This window comes from Noviherbaspirillum cavernae, assembly GCF_003590875.1.
GTDB lineage: Bacteria > Pseudomonadota > Gammaproteobacteria > Burkholderiales > Burkholderiaceae_D > Noviherbaspirillum > Noviherbaspirillum cavernae.
On record NZ_QYUN01000002.1, the window covers coordinates 396,479 to 411,776 of the forward strand.

Here is a 15,298-nt window from a genome sequence, read left to right on the forward strand (position 1 = left end):
GCTTCTTCCCGGATTGCGTTGTTTGACCCGCCAGCTCACCGGCACCAAACGACACTACAAGTTATGCCTGATGACCATAGCGCGTCGGTCCCACCCCTTCCCATCCCGAACAGGACCGTGAAACGACGTCGCGCCGATGATAGTGCTGCAACCAGTGTGAAAGTAGGTAATCGTCAGGCTTGTCTCCAGAAACGCCCCCGCCAGCAATGCCGGGGGCGTTTCGCTTTGCAGAAACGCCGCGACAATCACCGCCGCCCGCTCATACCAGCGGCAGCGCCGTCGTGTCCTTCACCCTCTGCAACGCAAAACTCGACTTCACGTCCAGCACCGCCGGATGCCGCAGCAGCGTCTCCATCATGAAGCGCGAAAAATGCCCCATGTCTCCCACATGGACCCGCAGCAGATAATCCATCTCCCCAGTCATCGCATAGCACGCAACAACTTCAGGCCAGCTCTCGACGGAAATGGCAAAGTCGGCGCGTGGTGAGCGTGTGCTGCCGGCAGGCGAATCGCTGTGCTTCTCCAGCCGTACGTTGACATACGCGAGCAAGCCGAGGCCGATCTTGTCCGGATCGAGCAGTGCCACGTACTGCCGGATCACACCGGTTTCTTCCAGATTCTTGATACGACGCAGGCATGGTGAAGGCGAAAGGTTGACGCGCTCGGCTATCTCCTGATTGGTCAGCTTGCCATCTGATTGAAGGATGGAAAGAATCTTTCGGTCGATTTTGTCGAGTTTAATTCGGGCCATAAATCACCAATTATAAAAGTCTATGCGCAATATTATTGTGCAATCTGCAAATTCATGAGCGATGTTCGCAATTTTATGCCGCTTTGTCTTGTCTATACTGTAATCAGATTTGATACCTTTCAAACGAGGAGACATTATGGAATTTACGCCTTGGGAAAACCCGATGGGGACTGCCGGTTTCGAGTTTATCGAGTATGCGGCACCCGATCCCAAAGCGCTGGGCGTGCTGTTCGAGCAACTGGGCTTTGCCGCTGTTGCGCGCCACCGTCACAAGGATGTGACGCTGTATCGTCAGGGCGGGGTCAATTTCATCATTAATGCGGAGAAGGATTCATTTGCACAGCGCTTCGCGCGCAAGCACGGTTCGTCGATCTGCGCGATTGCGTTTCGCGTGAACGATGCCGCTTATGCATATAAGCGTGCGCTGGAACTCGGCGCATGGGGATTCGACAACAAGACCGGTCCGATGGAATTGAACATCCCGGCGATCAAGGGAATCGGCGATTCGCTGATCTATTTCGTCGATCGCTGGCATGGCAAGGAAGGCGCACAAGGCGGCATCGGCGACATCAGCATCTATGACGTCGATTTCGTGGCGATTCCCGGCGCAGACCAGAATCCGAAAGGCAATGGCCTGACCTACATCGACCATCTGACGCATAACGTGCACCGCGGTCGGATGAAGGAATGGGCGGATTTCTATGAGACCCTGTTCAATTTCCGCGAGATTCGCTACTTCGATATCGAAGGCAAGTTGACTGGATTGAAGTCGAAGGCGATGACCTCGCCTTGCGGCAATATCCGTATTCCCATCAATGAGTCGTCCGACGACAAATCTCAGATTGCGGAATATCTCGACCAGTATCACGGTGAGGGCATCCAGCATATCGCGCTGGGCACGGATGACATCTATGAAACCGTGCAGGGCATGCAAGACAGGAAGGTGGCATTCCAGGACACCATCGAGACTTACTATGACCTCGTCGACAAGAGACTGCCTGCCCATGGCGAAAATCTTGAAGAGTTGAAACGATTGCGCATCCTGATCGATGGCAACAGCAACGCGACCAAGCGCGAGTTGCTGCTGCAAATCTTCACGCAAACCGTGATCGGTCCGATCTTCTTCGAAATCATTCAGCGCAAGGGCGACCAGGGTTTCGGTGAGGGAAATTTCCGCGCGCTGTTCGAATCGATCGAGCTCGATCAGATTCGGCGTGGCGTGCTGAAAGACGAAGGCATTTCTGCTTGAGTTGCCACTTGATGCAGAGGCATTCACCATGAACACCACAGTTGATCAGGCCGATTTCTTCAAGACACTCGCGGAGAAGTCCGATGGCGGTACGTTGCGTGGCGATTACTCGCTGGCCGACGAGAACTACGTCGTTGCGCAGAATTGGCAGCACTATACCGAGGCGCAGCATGAACTGTGGCGCAAATTGTATCGGCGGCAGGCGCAGTTGCTGCCGGGGCGCGCTTGCGATGTATTCATCGACAGCCTGGAAAGACTCGACGCCGCCGACGCAATCCCGCATTTCGATCGCACAACGGAGGCATTGCAAAAAGCCACCGGCTGGCAGTTGGTGGCGGTGCCGGGACTGGTGCCGGACCTGACGTTCTTCGAGCATCTGGCGAACCGGCGCTTTCCTGTGACGGTGTGGCTGCGCGAGCCTCACGAGTTCGACTACATCGTCGAGCCGGATGTGTTCCACGATTTCTTCGGCCACGTGCCGCTGCTGTTCAATCCGGTCTTCGCCGACCATTTGCAGCAATACGGCAAGGGTGGTTTGAAGGCGCTGAAGACCGATGGCTTGAAATACCTCGCGCGCCTGTATTGGTACACGGTGGAGTTCGGCTTGATCGAAAGCCCGCAGGGCTTGCGCGTGTACGGTGCCGGCATTCTTTCATCCGGCGGCGAGATCGAACACTGCCTGACCAATCCGACGCCGCGCCGCATTCCGTTCGATGTGGAGCGTGTGATGCGCACGCTGTACAAGATCGACTCGTATCAGGAAACCTATTTCGTGATACGCGACCTCGAGCAATTGTTCAACGAGACCGCGCCCGATTTCACGCCGATCTACGAGAGCTTGAAAGCGCAGGAGGCCTTGCCCGCCAACACGCTGCTGGCGGGAGAAATGAACCTGCCGCCGAACGGCTGACCACCGGGATGAAGGATGTCCGCTGAACGGGTTATCACATGGACATCTTGTTGCGGACCAGTGTGCGCATCTCTTCGCGAGTCAGCTTGCCATCCTTGTTGATGTCGAGCCTGTCGAAGTTTTCAAGAATCGTGTTGATGTTGCCGCGTGCCGCTTCTTCCCTGGTCAATGCGCCATCGCGGTCCTGGTCTGCAGCGTTGAGTCGTTCATCGAACTTTCCAGGAAGGCCGGAGCGCTTGAGTTCCGGCGCATTGTCCGAGGCGGATTGCGCGAGACCCATGGCACCGCCCAGCAATGCACCAATGACACACAAAACCATGGTCGATTGCATGGATAGCTCCCTGAAGTGACTTTGAGTAATTGATCCAATGTAAGTAAGCAGAATCAATTTCACCATGGCATTTACGGCTTGTTACATCCGTCGCGCAACGCTGCGCTTGCTGCAGCGCGCATTGAGCGGACGGCATGCCTGTGATAATGTCCAGAGTGTCAAAACAATAAACGACGCGTCCACAAGGCATGTCTGTTTGACAGCGAAACCATCGCGCCCAAAGACACAATTTTTGGCTTGGAGACTGAATGAACGCACCTCTCGATCCGGCACAACGCCTGCTGCTGGATAACATTTCCCTAGACGACAAATTCACGCTGGAGCGCGGACGCGCTTTCATCACTGGCACTCAGGCGTTCATTCGCCTTGCAATGATGCAGCGCCAGCGCGACTTGAAAGCGGGACTCAACACCGCCGGCTTCATCACCGGCTATCGCGGATCGCCGCTCGGCAGTGTCGATCTGACCGCGATGAAGGCGAGGAAGCATCTTGACGCGCATCACGTCAAGTTCCATCCCGGCATGAACGAAGACCTCGCCGCCACCAGCGTGTGGGGCACGCAGCAGACAAACCTGTTCCCCGGCGCGAAATACGACGGCGTGTTCGGCATGTGGTACGGCAAAGGGCCGGGCGTGGATCGTTGCGGCGATGTCTTCAAGCATGCCAACATGGCCGGCACCTCGCAGCATGGCGGCGTGCTGGTGCTGGCGGGCGATGATCACGCCGCCAAGTCCTCCACCACGGCGCATCAGAGCGAACACATTCTGAAGGCGTGCGGCATCCCGGTGCTCTATCCCTCGACGGTGCAGGAGTATCTCGACTACGGCCTGCATGGCTGGGCGATGAGCCGCTACACCGGCCTGTGGGTATCGATGAAATGCGTGACCGACATCGTCGAATCCGGCGCGTCGGTCGATCTCGATCCGGATCGCGTGCAAATCGTGTTGCCGACCGATTTCGAACTGCCGCCCGACGGCTTGAACATCCGCTATCCAGATGCCGTGCTCGAGCAGGAAGCGCGGATGAACAATTTCAAGTGGTATGCCGCGCTGGCCTACGCGCGCGCCAACAAGCTGAACAAGGTCATCTGGGACAGCCCGCGCGCGAAGATCGGCATCATCACCGCCGGCAAGTCATATCTCGACACGCGTCAGGCCCTGGCAGACCTCGGCATCGATGAGAACGTTGCAAGGGAGATCGGCATCCGCCTGTACAAGATCGGCATGACTTGGCCGCTCGAAGCGGAAGGCGTGCGCCAGTTCGCGCAAGGTCTCGACGAGATTCTCGTGGTCGAGGAAAAGCGCCAGATTCTCGAATATCAGTTGAAGGAAGAGTTGTACAACTGGCGCGATGACGTGCGTCCGCGCGTGGTCGGCAAATTCGATGACACCGGCGAGTGGAGCAACGTCCATCACGGCGGACATGGCGACTGGTTGTTGCCGGCGACATACGAATTGAATCCGGCGCAGATCGCGCGCGCGATTGCGGCCCGCATTTCCAGATACTTCGCAGGTCATCCGATCGAGCAGCGCATCAAGGAGCGCGTTGCCTATCTGGAGGCGAAAGAGGCCGTGCTCAAGGTCGGCAGCACCAAGCCTGATCCGGCCAAGGATCGCATTCCGCATTTCTGCTCGGGCTGCCCGCACAACACCTCGACCAAGGTGCCGGAGGGCAGCCGCGCCCTGGCCGGCATCGGCTGCCACTACATGGTGCTGTGGATGGATCGCAGCACCTCGACCTTCACCCACATGGGGGCGGAAGGCGTGACATGGATCGGGCAGGCGCCGTTCACCGAAGAGCAGCATGTGTTTGCGAACCTCGGCGACGGCACCTATTTCCATTCGGGTTTGCTGGCGATTCGCGCGGCGGTGGCGGCGAAGGTCAACATGACCTACAAGATCCTGTACAACGACGCAGTGGCGATGACTGGCGGCCAGCATGTCGACGGCCCGCTCGACCCGGCGATGATTTCGCGCCAGATCGCGGCCGAAGGCGTGAGCCCGATCGTGGTCGTCACCGACGAACCGGACAAGTATCCGGCGGGTGTCAACTGGGCGCCGGGCGTCACGATCCGCCACCGCAATGAGCTCGACGCCGTGCAGCGCGAGTTGCGTGAAGTCAAAGGCGTATCGGCCGTCATTTATGACCAGACCTGCGCTGCGGAAAAACGCCGCCGCCGCAAAAAGAAAGAGTATCCCGACCCCGCCAAGCGCGCCGTCATCAACGAAGCGGTTTGCGAAGGTTGCGGCGATTGCAGCGTGACATCGAACTGCCTGTCGGTCGAACCGCTGGAAACGGAATTCGGACGCAAGCGGCAGATCAACCAGTCCTCGTGCAACAAGGACTTCTCCTGCGTCAACGGTTTCTGCCCGAGCTTTGTCACCGTCGAAGGCGGGCAGTTGAAGAAGCCGAAGAAGGCGACGCTCAACAACGATGCCGGCGCGAAAAAACTGCCGATCCTGCAAGGCGACAACCTGCCGCAACCGACATTGCCGACGACCGAACATCCCTTCGGCATCATCGTCACCGGCATCGGCGGCACCGGCGTGATCACGGTCGGGCAGATCCTCGCGATGGCCGCGCATGTGGAAGGCAAGGGCTGCTCGGTGCTCGACATGAGCGGCCTCGCGCAAAAGGGCGGGCCGGTGATGTCGCACGTGCGCCTGGCAGACCATCCCGACGAGATTTATTCGACGCGCGTCGGCACCGGCGCAGCGGACCTCGTGATCGGTTGCGACGTGATCGTGACCGCCAGCCGCGATGCCCTGTCCCGCATGGGCGAGGGGCGCACTTATGTGGCCGTCAATTCGACCGGCACGCCGACCGCGGCCTTCGTGAAGAACCCCGACTGGAAATATCCGGGCGCGGCGGCGGAGAGCGATATCCGCAACGCATGCGGCAGCGAGCGCGTTGATGTCGTCGACGCCGGCAAGGTGGCCACTGCGTTGATGGGCGACACCATTGCGACCAACATGTTCATGCTCGGCTACGTGTGGCAAAAGGGCTGGGTGCCGCTGTCGGAAGCGGCGATCATGAAGGCGATCGAATTGAATGCGGTCTCGGTCGAGTTCAACAAGCAAGCCTTCATCTGGGGCCGCAATGCGGCGCACGACTGGGCGGCGGTGGAGCGTCTGGCGAAACAGAACGACACGGCGGCGCAAGTGATCGAGTTCAAGCGCGCGCCGACGCTCGACGACCTCATCGCCCGGCGCGTGGAATTCCTCACGGCTTACCAGAATGCCGCGTATGCGGAACAGTACCGTGCGTTCGTCGAGCAGGTGCGCGCTGCCGAAAGCAAGCTCGTCGAGTCAGGCAAATCATTGCGCCTGACCGAAGCGGTCGCGCGCTATTACTTCAAGCTGATGGCGTACAAGGACGAGTATGAAGTTGCGCGCCTGCATTCCGACAAGGCGTTCAAGGAAAAAATCGCCGGTATGTTCGAAGGCGACTACAAGCTAAAGTTCCACCTTGCGCCGCCGCTGCTTGCCAAGCACGACGACAAGGGGCATCTGGTCAAGCAGGAATTCGGCCCGTGGATGTTGAACGCATTCGGCGTGCTGGCGAAATTCAAGTTCCTGCGCGGCACGATGCTCGATGTGTTCGGTCATACCGCCGAACGCAAGACGGAACGCGCCTTGATTGCGCAGTATCGCGATACGCTGTCGCGCTTGTTGCCGCAACTGAACGCGACGAATCTGCCGGCCGCGGTGGCGATTGCCGCCATCCCGGAAGAGATTCGCGGCTACGGCCACGTGAAGGAGCGACACCTGAAGGTGGCGAAGGAGAAGGAAGCGCGGTTGCTGCAGACATTCGCCGCACCGGGCGTGCCAGTGATCGACTCGCAACACGCAGCGTAGCGATTGGCGAGTTGAAGGTGTATGGGGCGGGCTTGAGAAAGCCCGCCCTTTTTCATTGCAACACTATTTGCTCGCCATGTATTGCCGATAGCCGCGTGCCCGTAATTCGCAGGCCGGACATGTTCCGCAGCCGTGGCCCCAGTCGTGCAATGTGCCGCGCTCACCGAGATAGCAGGTATGCGTCTCGGCGCGAATCACATCGACCAGCATGTCCCCGCCCAGCTCATGCGCAAGCCGCCATGTCGCTGCCTTGTCGATCCACATCAGCGGCGTTTCCAGTTTCAATCGCGTGGCCATGCCGAGGTTGAGTGCGACTTGCAGCGCCTTCATCGTGTCGTCGCGGCAATCGGGATAGCCGGAAAAATCCGTTTCGCACATGCCACCCACCAGCACGTCCAATCCGCGCCGATAGGCAACGGTGGCAGCGACCGTCATGAACAGCAGATTGCGTCCCGGCACGAAGGTATTGGGCAAGCCGTTTGCCTGCATCGTGATTTCCGTCTCGCGTGTCAGCGCGGTGTCGGAGATCTTGCCGATGAGCGAGAGGTCGATCATGTGGTCTTCGCCGAGTCTTGCGTTCCAGTCAGATGACAGCGCGCGCATTTTTTGCAGCAATGCGGGACGGACTTCGAGTTCGATCGCGTGGCGCTGGCCGTAGTCGAAACCGATGGTTTCCACTTTGGCATAGCGCGACAATGCCCATGCGAGGCAGGTGGCGGAATCCTGGCCGCCGCTGAAGAGGACCAATGCGCCGTTGGTGAATGTCATGTGTTTTCTTCCTGAAAAAATCCTGTTGTTTCCGTGATCGGTGGCGACTGCGCGCTCGCGCTCATTCAGCGCGATGCCTTCTTGTTGATGTGCGTCAGCGTCTGCTCGACGAAATCGTCCTTCTCTTCGCTGAAACGCAGCCGCACCGGATACCACTCCATCGACGGCGCGAGCCAGATATCGAGCTTCTGGTCGCTGGAGTCATCCGGCGGCGCGCGTGAAATATGAACGGCATTGACCGTGCCGTTTGGCGTCTCCAGCTTTTCCTGGCTGATCACCTTGAACGTCCACGGATCGCCGTCGCGATCGCCGACGACGAAGAAATGCCATTGCGTGCCGGGCTTGAATTTGGCCGGCATGGCGCGCGCCATGGAAATCAGTTGCCATACCACGCTGCTGCGATCCTGCTCGCCGCCCGTGATCCGGTAGGTCTGCTCCGATGCGCTGAAGCGGATGGCTTTCGATGCGCGATCGAATGATGAGGTCGTCGCTGCCTTGCGAAAACGCTTCTGGGTGAAGCTGGACGGAGCCAAGCCGTATTCATCGATCACGCCTTCGCTCCGGGTTTCCAGAATCTTGCCGAGCATCATGGCGCGCGTTTCGCTGACGACGGCAAACCTGTTGCCGGATGCCGACCAGCGCACCGTCGCATTGCCTTCAAGCGTCAGTCCCTTTTGCCTGGCCTTGATTGCGTAAGCGAGGTCGGCCGAGGGCGGCAGATTGATCTTGAGTTTTTTGGCGGGAACATCCTGGGCCCATGCCGGGACACTCAGCATGCCGACAGCCAGGGTGATCGACGCGACGGCGCGAACAAGAAAATCACGCATCGATGGCGCGTTGCATGTTGTCTGGGAAAGTCGGGTCATTGTGTCGCAGCGAGAGTTGTTTTCGTCACCTTGGACAGCGACATGTCGAGATAGTCGCCGTTGGTTTCCGTGAAGCGCAATTTGACCGGATACCATTCATGTTGCGGCGCGAACCAGATGTCGAGCTTCTGATCGTAACTGCCGGGGCGCGGAATGCGCAGCACGTGCCATGCCAGCATCCTGCCGGTGCCGACCTCGATTTCCTCCTGGCCGATGACGCGGATGCGCCAGGTCTCGGCGTCGCGCACGCCGGCGACCATGACCTCGATCTCCGCATCCGGCGAGAATTTTCCGGCGTCGCCGCGACCGATGCTGGCCAGCTGCCAGACGATGCTGGCGCGGTCCTGTTCGCCGCCCTGTCGCGGATACGACTGGGTGGACGCGGAAAAGCTGATCGTGTTGCGCTCGCGATGGAAGTGCGTATTGGTTTCCGGGCGGCGGAAGCGTTTTTCGGTATAGATGACCGGCGACACGCCGAACTCGTCGATCATGCCTTCGCTGCGGAAATTCAACAGGGTAATGAACAGCACGCCGGCCTCGCCATCGATGCTGTAACTGTTGCCCGCCGATGCCCAGCTGATCTTGCCGTGGCCATACGCCGTTTGGCCCTTGCTCAATGCCTGCACGTCGTACTTCAGTTCGGCCGACGGCGGCGGATCGATCTTGTAGCTTGCGGCCTGTTCGTCCTGCGGCGCGGGCGCGTCGGCCGGCGGGGCGGCCACGGCAGCAGCTGGAGCGACTTCGGCCGCTGCTTCAACACTGGTGCCGGGTGCTTCCATGCCCGCAATCGGCATGGAAGAGGGCGTTTCGGCTGCGGTTTCGGCAATCGGCGGCGAAGGCGGCGGTGGTGCGACAGGGCGCGGACGCGGCTTTGGTCTTGCCTTGGGTTTCGGTGGCTTGACTGCCGGCTTCGGCTCGGGCGGTGCGGGCGGCTTGATCTCCGGCGCGGCGCGCAATTCGGTCGTGATGATTTTCTCTTCCGGCTGAGACATCGCAGGTAAACCGATGCGGCCCCCGGCCCAATTGAAGAACAGCACATGCAGCAAGGCGGACGCGCACAGGACCACCAGCAAGCGCGCGAGGCGGTGCTTGCGGTGCGGAATGTCGTGTGCGGGAGAGCTTGCCATGGGCGTTAGTGTAACAACGGATGCGTTCGCGATGCGTAGCGTCGACCTTTCATTGCGTCAATACGGCGGCGGAGCGGGGATGGTCCCCGGATGCGTCTTTTCCCGCGCAGGTTTTGCGCGTTTTGGCATGTTGCTGGTTCCGGTTATCTGCTACGCTGAAAACTGTTTCCTCAACGGAGAATAAGCATGCCGAAACAGAATATGCCGAACGTCCCGGGAATGGGGGCGATGACGGATTCGCTGGAATTCGTCAAGAGCTTGTGGGGCGGCATGGGAATACCCGGCACAAACCTGCCTGCCGGCGGCATGAGCATGCCCGGCATGGTGATACCGACGCTGTCCGTCGAGGAAATCAGGAAGAAGATAGCCGACCTGCGCGCGGTCGAATCCTGGCTCGACCTGAACATGAACATGTTGCGCACCACGATCCAGGCGCTGGAAGTGCAGGCCGCGACGATCGCGACCCTGCAAACGATGGGCGAAGCGCTGAACGCCACCGTGCAGGCCAGCGCGAACGCCGCCGCAGGAGTCATGCCCAAACCGGCCCAGGCTCCCGCCGCCGCGTCGGCCAGGTCCGAGCACAAGACTGCGCACAAGACGTCCACGTCGCATGAGCCGAGCAGCAAGGACGAGGCCGATGCCGCCACCCTCACTGCGCCGCTGGTGAACGCGGCAGCATGGTGGAATTTGCTGCAGGATCAGTTCAAGCAGGCGGTTGCCAATGCGATGGTCGCCGAGACGCCCAAGGGGAACGGACACGATCACGCGGCTGCGACGGAAGAGAGCAATGCAAAATCCGAAGCAGCGGCAACGCCGCGCAAGCGCAAGCCGGCGAAGTAGCGTCGGGCTTGCGAGAAAACGCGGCGTACCGTGATGTCGTTGTCGCAACAGGAGACATGTCATGGTCAAAGTAGCGTTGTTCGTTCGCCTCGAAGCGAAGCCCGGCAAAGAGAAAGAGGTCGAGAGCTTCCTTGTGAGCGGTCTTCCCATTGTCAATGAGGAGCCGGCCACCACTGCCTGGTTTGGCATCCGCCTCGGACCAAGCACGTTCGGTATCTTTGATGCCTTCCCGGATGAAGCGGGCCGGCAAGCACATCTCTCTGGCAAGGTTGCCGCGGCATTGATGGCAAAGGCCGGTGAGTTGTTCTCCAGGCCGCCATCCATCGAGAATGTGGACGTGCTTGCGGCAAAGCTGCCCGGTTAGGCAAGCCGGCAAGGCGCTCCAGCGCCCAGTCCCGCTTCCGGCGGGTCTGGATTCAGCTTGCGCACTCGGCGTCACGCATGAGGCTCTGCACGTGCGAGGGTCGCGGACGCACTCTTCAATCGGCTCGCCACCACAAGACTCAACAGCCCGCACGCCACGGCAATGTAGCCAACGAGGTTGTAATGCGCGACCTGCCCGCTTGTCGTCTGCTTGATGATCAGGCCCGCGATCAATGACGCCACGCCCGACGACATCATCTGCACCGACGACACCAGGCTCATGAAGGTGCCGCGCACGGGCGGCGCTGCCGCTTCCGTGAGCATTGCCATGGCCGGAATGAAGCGCCCGGAAACCAGCACGAAAAACACGGTCGAATTGATCAGCAACAGCCACCACGGCACCGGCACCAGATGCGTCGTGACCAGCACCGGCACCAGCGAAGCCAGCGCCAGCCAGCGGAAAGTCCGCAGCTTGCCGTGCTGGTCGGCGAGGCGGCCGATCAGACGCGAGCTAAAGAAGGTCGCCGCGCCGCCGCACAGATACACGACCGTGATGAATGCATCGGAGATGCCGACATTGGCGGTGTAATACAGCGCGATATACGGGATCACGGTGAAGCCGGCCAGCGTGAGCAGCGAGATGAACACGAAGGCCTTCACGTGGTTCGGTTCCTTGGCAACCGCAACGATCTGCTGCAGCACATTGCCCTGCTTCGGCCTGTCGATGTGCGCGGTCAGGCTCGGCAACTGCCTCCACGCGAGTGCAAGAATCACCGCAGACAGCAGCACGATGAAAAAGAAGGGCGCGCGCCAGTCGAGCGCGGGGATATGCGTCGCGAGGAACAGACCGAGCGGTACGCCGGCGACGGTCGACAGCGAAAATGCTGCCATCACCGTACCCATCGCCTGTCCGCGTCGTTCGAACGGCACCACGTCGGCCACGATGGTCTGCACCATGGCTCCCAGGATGCCGCCGAATGCGCCGGCCAGCGCACGCGCAATCAGCAGGAAGGTGAAGTTGGGCGCGAGACCGCAGCACAGGGTGGCCAATGCAAACAGCACATACAGCGTCAGCAGCAGCTTGCGGCGATCGAAGCGGTCGACGTAGCTTGCGGCCAGCAGGCTCGAGGCTGCGGCAGTGAAAGTGTACGACGACAGCAGCAGGCCGAATTCATGCGTATCCATATTCAGCAGGCGCAGCAGTTGCGGCCCGAGCGGCATCATGATCATGAAGTCGAGAATATGGGTGAACTGGATTCCGGCGAGGGTCAAGAGAAGCAGGCGTTCGTTCTTGATAGGCGCTTGTGCAGGGCTGGAAGGTGTGGGTCGGCTCATGGCTGTGCCGCAGCGTGCGGCCTGACTTTCTTTTATTGACGGCTGTCGAGCCGTCCATTGTGCGGCAACTCCGCATCGCCTGCTTGCGCGCAAATCGACAACGCGCTATTCCCGATAAACCATCAACAACAGCAAGGCGATGCCGGCAAACACCGCGCCCGCCTGGAACGTTGCAGCCGGTCCCAGCCGGTCCCACAGCAATCCAGCCAGGACACTCGCGGCCAGCATCGCCAGGCCACTGCCGAGATTGAACAGGCCGAAAGCCGTGCCGCGCAAATCCGCCGGCGCGGCGTCGGCCACCATCGCCGCCAGCAGTCCCTGCGTCGCCGCCATGTGCAAGCCCCAGAACAGCAGGCCGCCGGCAACCCATGGCAGGCTGCCGCTGGCCGCCAGCAGCAGGTCGGCTGCGATCAGCGACACAATGCCGATCATCAGGAGCGTGCGGTGGCGCATGCGGTCGGCGAGTATGCCGAGCGGATATGCGCATGCGGCATACACCACGTTCATCCATACCAGCACCAGCGGCACGAGCGCCAGCGCCAGTCCTCCCTGCTGCGCGCGCAGCACCAGAAAAGCCTCGGAGAATCGCGCCAGCGTCAGCGCCGATCCGGCCGCCACCACCCACCAGTAAGCGGCTGGAAGCTGACGCAGCGCCGCCCGCGAAATCGGAAAGGCGCGGGGGCCCGATGATGCATGGCGCTGCGGTTCCTTGACGCCGAATACCAGCATCGCCACCGCGAGCATGCCGGGAATGACCGCGACCCAGAACACCGCGCGGAAATCGTTGGCCCACAGCAGCATCAAGCCCATCGCCACCAGCGGCCCGACGAATGCGCCGACCGTATCGAGCGATTGCCGCAAACCGAATGCCGCGCCGCGATTGGCGGGCACGGTGACGTCCGCGATCAGCGCGTCGCGCGGCGCGCCGCGTATGCCCTTGCCGATGCGGTCGAGGAAGCGTGCGCCCAATATCCAGCCGGCGCCGGTCGCGATGGCAAACAGCGGCTTGGTCAGCGCGCCCAGTCCGTAGCCGAGCACGGTCAGCCACTTGCGCTTGCCGACATAGTCGCTGAGAACGCCGGAAAACACCTTCACGATCAGCGCCGTCGCCTCCGCCACGCCTTCGATGATGCCGACCGTGGTGGCGCTGACTCCCAGCACGACCGTCATGAATACCGGCAGCAGGCTGTGGATCATTTCCGACGACATGTCCATCAACATGCTGACCAGGCCCAGCAACCACACGGTACGCGGGATTCGAGGAGATATTGTTGATGCCGTTACGTCACGCATGGGGAGGCCATCAGATTGAAATTGCAATGAATGCAAGTTTGTCCGGGCATGTTGCACTATTGCAAGAAAGCAACTGCGATCCAGCCGGTTTTCTTGGTAAAATCAAACACTTAACTCAATTTTTAAGGCGCATATGCTGTACCCTGAACTATTCAAGTCGCTTGAGCAAGTCCGCTGGAACATGGAAAAGGATATCGCATGGGACCAGTTCGATGCGTCCAAACTGACCGAGGAACAGGCACAAACCATTCGGATGAACGCGATCACCGAATGGTCGGCATTGCCCGCAACTGAAATGTTTTTGCGCGACAACCGTGGCGACAGCGATTTTTCCGCTTTCATGTCGGTCTGGTTTTTCGAAGAGCAAAAGCATTCGCTGGTATTGATGGAATATCTGCGCCGCTTCCGCCCGGACCTGGTGCCGACCGAGGAAGAGCTGCACAACGTGCGCTTCGAATTCGATCCCGCGCCGCCGCTGGAAACCCTGATGCTGCACTTCTGCGGCGAAATCCGCCTGAACCACTGGTATCGCTGCGCCGCCGACTGGCACACCGAGCCGGTCATCAAGCAGATTTACAAGATCATCAGCCAGGACGAGGCGCGCCACGGCGGCGCCTACCTGCGCTACATGAAAAAGGCGCTGAATGAAGCCGGCGACACCGCCCGCGCCGCGTTCGCGAAAATCGGCGTGCTGATGGCATCGGCCCGCCGCACTGACAAGCCGCTGCATCCGACCAACCTGCACGTCAACCAGGCATTGTTTCCGAATGACACCGTGCAAAGCCGCCTGCCCGATCCGGGCTGGCTGGAGCGCTGGCTCGACGGCCAGATCAAGTTCGATGGCGAATGGGAAAAGAAGGTCGTCGACCGCATTCTGCACAACCTGTCGCTGCTGTTCGACCGCACGTTTGAAACGGCGCAGGATTTGAATCGCTACCGCAAGGAAGTCACCGGCCGCCTGGCGCAGTTGAAAACCGCCTGAAACAGGCGCTTCATGCAAGCCAAGGCCGCAAGCAGGATCGCTTGCGGCTTTTTTATTTTGGTTCCGGTCGCAGCTGAAGCTGCTTGACTTGCTGCGCAGTTGACCTTCACTGAAACTTCGTTTTGCCATGCCCGAATTCGAGAAAAAAATCAGCACCCGCGCCGAGTTGCAGGCGCGCGTCGCGCAGCTTCCCAAACCGGTTGTCCTGACCAACGGCGTGTTCGACATTCTGCATCGCGGTCACGTGACCTACCTCGCGCAGGCGCGCGCGCTCGGCGCATCGCTGGTGGTCGCGGTCAACACCGACGCCTCGGTCAGAGGTCTCGGCAAGGGCGACGACCGCCCGATCAATGCCTGCGAAGACCGCATGGCAATCCTTGCCGCGCTGGAAGCGGTGAGCCTGGTCGTGTCCTTCGACGAAGATACTGCGCTTGAAGTCGTGCAGGAAGCGCGGCCGGAGATTTATGTCAAGGGCGGCGATTACGACATGAGCGCGATTCCGGAAGGGCAGGCGGTATTGGCGTACGGCGGCCGCGCGGTGGCGATCGATTTCGAGCATGACCGCTCGACCACCAGGCTGTTGTCGAAAGTCAGGAACAACGCACGATAGGAAATCGAAAGGACAA

General features: G+C 60.3%; 14 protein-coding genes and 1 rRNA gene. 8 read left to right on the top strand and 7 right to left on the bottom strand.

Going from position 1 to position 15,298, the window contains the following annotated elements:
- The first annotated feature begins 66 nt into the window (after window positions 1-66).
- Window positions 67-179, top strand: a 5S ribosomal RNA gene (gene rrf, locus D3870_RS01945).
- Window positions 180-259: 80 nt separating this feature from the next.
- On the opposite strand, the gene D3870_RS01950 is transcribed toward rrf, so the two are convergent.
- On the bottom strand, window positions 260-751 hold the full coding sequence (locus D3870_RS01950; RefSeq protein WP_119736218.1) for an Lrp/AsnC family transcriptional regulator: 492 nt from the start codon (window positions 749-751) through the stop codon (window positions 260-262).
- A 136-nt stretch (window positions 752-887) separates the two neighbouring features.
- Here D3870_RS01950 and hppD point away from each other — a divergent pair, with 136 nt between their 5' ends.
- Together hppD and phhA are read left to right on the top strand one after the other, a co-directional pair.
- Complete coding sequence (hppD, locus tag D3870_RS01955) at window positions 888-2,000, top strand: 4-hydroxyphenylpyruvate dioxygenase (RefSeq protein ID WP_119736220.1); 1,113 nt, start codon at window positions 888-890, stop codon at window positions 1,998-2,000.
- A 28-nt stretch (window positions 2,001-2,028) separates the two neighbouring features.
- The gene (gene phhA / locus D3870_RS01960; protein ID WP_119741541.1) at window positions 2,029-2,910 is read left to right on the top strand and encodes a phenylalanine 4-monooxygenase; all 882 of its coding nucleotides are present in this window, start codon (window positions 2,029-2,031) and stop codon (window positions 2,908-2,910) included.
- Between the two features lie 34 nt (window positions 2,911-2,944).
- On the opposite strand, the gene D3870_RS01965 is transcribed toward phhA, so the two are convergent.
- A complete protein-coding gene (locus D3870_RS01965) occupies window positions 2,945-3,241 on the bottom strand; it encodes an EF-hand domain-containing protein (protein ID WP_158590359.1) in 297 nt (98 codons plus the stop codon).
- 248 nt (window positions 3,242-3,489) lie between these two features.
- Here D3870_RS01965 and D3870_RS01970 point away from each other — a divergent pair, with 248 nt between their 5' ends.
- Window positions 3,490-7,098, top strand: coding sequence for an indolepyruvate ferredoxin oxidoreductase family protein (locus D3870_RS01970; RefSeq protein WP_119736222.1), 3,609 nt, complete (start codon window positions 3,490-3,492; stop codon window positions 7,096-7,098).
- Window positions 7,099-7,161: 63 nt separating this feature from the next.
- Here the strand turns inward: D3870_RS01970 and queC are convergent, their stop codons facing one another.
- The 3 genes from queC to D3870_RS01985 form a co-directional block, all read right to left on the bottom strand.
- On the bottom strand, window positions 7,162-7,866 hold the full coding sequence (gene queC / locus D3870_RS01975; RefSeq protein ID WP_119736224.1) for a 7-cyano-7-deazaguanine synthase QueC: 705 nt from the start codon (window positions 7,864-7,866) through the stop codon (window positions 7,162-7,164).
- Between the two features lie 65 nt (window positions 7,867-7,931).
- Window positions 7,932-8,693, bottom strand: a complete 762-nt coding sequence (locus tag D3870_RS01980) for a DUF3108 domain-containing protein (protein ID WP_119736226.1) — start codon at window positions 8,691-8,693, stop codon at window positions 7,932-7,934.
- Between the two features lie 35 nt (window positions 8,694-8,728).
- A complete protein-coding gene (locus tag D3870_RS01985) occupies window positions 8,729-9,859 on the bottom strand; it encodes a DUF3108 domain-containing protein (RefSeq protein WP_119736228.1) in 1,131 nt (376 codons plus the stop codon).
- A gap of 186 nt (window positions 9,860-10,045) precedes the next feature.
- On the opposite strand from D3870_RS01985, the gene D3870_RS01995 reads away from it, so the two are divergent.
- Both D3870_RS01995 and D3870_RS02000 read left to right on the top strand, forming a co-directional pair.
- The gene (locus tag D3870_RS01995) at window positions 10,046-10,699 is read left to right on the top strand and encodes a PhaM family polyhydroxyalkanoate granule multifunctional regulatory protein (RefSeq protein WP_242489826.1); all 654 of its coding nucleotides are present in this window, start codon (window positions 10,046-10,048) and stop codon (window positions 10,697-10,699) included.
- A 61-nt stretch (window positions 10,700-10,760) separates the two neighbouring features.
- Complete coding sequence (locus D3870_RS02000) at window positions 10,761-11,063, top strand: putative quinol monooxygenase (RefSeq protein WP_119736232.1); 303 nt, start codon at window positions 10,761-10,763, stop codon at window positions 11,061-11,063.
- A gap of 71 nt (window positions 11,064-11,134) precedes the next feature.
- Here the strand turns inward: D3870_RS02000 and D3870_RS02005 are convergent, their stop codons facing one another.
- Window positions 11,135-12,397, bottom strand: a complete 1,263-nt coding sequence (locus tag D3870_RS02005) for an MFS transporter (protein WP_119736234.1) — start codon at window positions 12,395-12,397, stop codon at window positions 11,135-11,137.
- Between the two features lie 105 nt (window positions 12,398-12,502).
- Window positions 12,503-13,690 carry an MFS transporter gene (locus tag D3870_RS02010; RefSeq protein WP_119736236.1) on the bottom strand — a complete coding sequence of 396 codons (1,188 nt, stop codon included), beginning with the start codon at window positions 13,688-13,690 and terminating at the stop codon, window positions 12,503-12,505.
- Window positions 13,691-13,823: 133 nt separating this feature from the next.
- On the opposite strand from D3870_RS02010, the gene D3870_RS02015 reads away from it, so the two are divergent.
- Window positions 13,824-14,672 carry a ferritin family protein gene (locus D3870_RS02015; protein WP_119736238.1) on the top strand — a complete coding sequence of 283 codons (849 nt, stop codon included), beginning with the start codon at window positions 13,824-13,826 and terminating at the stop codon, window positions 14,670-14,672.
- 127 nt (window positions 14,673-14,799) lie between these two features.
- Window positions 14,800-15,282: a D-glycero-beta-D-manno-heptose 1-phosphate adenylyltransferase gene (gene rfaE2 / locus D3870_RS02020; protein ID WP_119736240.1), complete on the top strand. Its 483-nt coding sequence runs from the start codon at window positions 14,800-14,802 to the stop codon at window positions 15,280-15,282.
- Window positions 15,283-15,298: the final 16 nt, after the last annotated feature.

Excerpts from the sequence above, each read along its gene's own strand:
- D3870_RS01950 (WP_119736218.1), bottom strand. The coding sequence starts at position 751 with ATGGCCCGAATTAAACTCGACAAAATCGACCGAAAGATTCTTTCCATC.
- hppD (WP_119736220.1), top strand. The coding sequence starts at position 888 with ATGGAATTTACGCCTTGGGAAAACCCGATGGGGACTGCCGGTTTCGAG.
- phhA (WP_119741541.1), top strand. The coding sequence starts at position 2,029 with ATGAACACCACAGTTGATCAGGCCGATTTCTTCAAGACACTCGCGGAG.
- D3870_RS01965 (WP_158590359.1), bottom strand. The coding sequence starts at position 3,241 with ATGCAATCGACCATGGTTTTGTGTGTCATTGGTGCATTGCTGGGCGGT.
- D3870_RS01970 (WP_119736222.1), top strand. The coding sequence starts at position 3,490 with ATGAACGCACCTCTCGATCCGGCACAACGCCTGCTGCTGGATAACATT.
- queC (WP_119736224.1), bottom strand. The coding sequence starts at position 7,866 with ATGACATTCACCAACGGCGCATTGGTCCTCTTCAGCGGCGGCCAGGAT.
- D3870_RS01980 (WP_119736226.1), bottom strand. The coding sequence starts at position 8,693 with ATGCGTGATTTTCTTGTTCGCGCCGTCGCGTCGATCACCCTGGCTGTC.
- D3870_RS01985 (WP_119736228.1), bottom strand. The coding sequence starts at position 9,859 with ATGGCAAGCTCTCCCGCACACGACATTCCGCACCGCAAGCACCGCCTC.
- D3870_RS01995 (WP_242489826.1), top strand. The coding sequence starts at position 10,046 with ATGCCGAAACAGAATATGCCGAACGTCCCGGGAATGGGGGCGATGACG.
- D3870_RS02000 (WP_119736232.1), top strand. The coding sequence starts at position 10,761 with ATGGTCAAAGTAGCGTTGTTCGTTCGCCTCGAAGCGAAGCCCGGCAAA.
- D3870_RS02005 (WP_119736234.1), bottom strand. The coding sequence starts at position 12,397 with ATGAGCCGACCCACACCTTCCAGCCCTGCACAAGCGCCTATCAAGAAC.
- D3870_RS02010 (WP_119736236.1), bottom strand. The coding sequence starts at position 13,690 with ATGCGTGACGTAACGGCATCAACAATATCTCCTCGAATCCCGCGTACC.
- D3870_RS02015 (WP_119736238.1), top strand. The coding sequence starts at position 13,824 with ATGCTGTACCCTGAACTATTCAAGTCGCTTGAGCAAGTCCGCTGGAAC.
- rfaE2 (WP_119736240.1), top strand. The coding sequence starts at position 14,800 with ATGCCCGAATTCGAGAAAAAAATCAGCACCCGCGCCGAGTTGCAGGCG.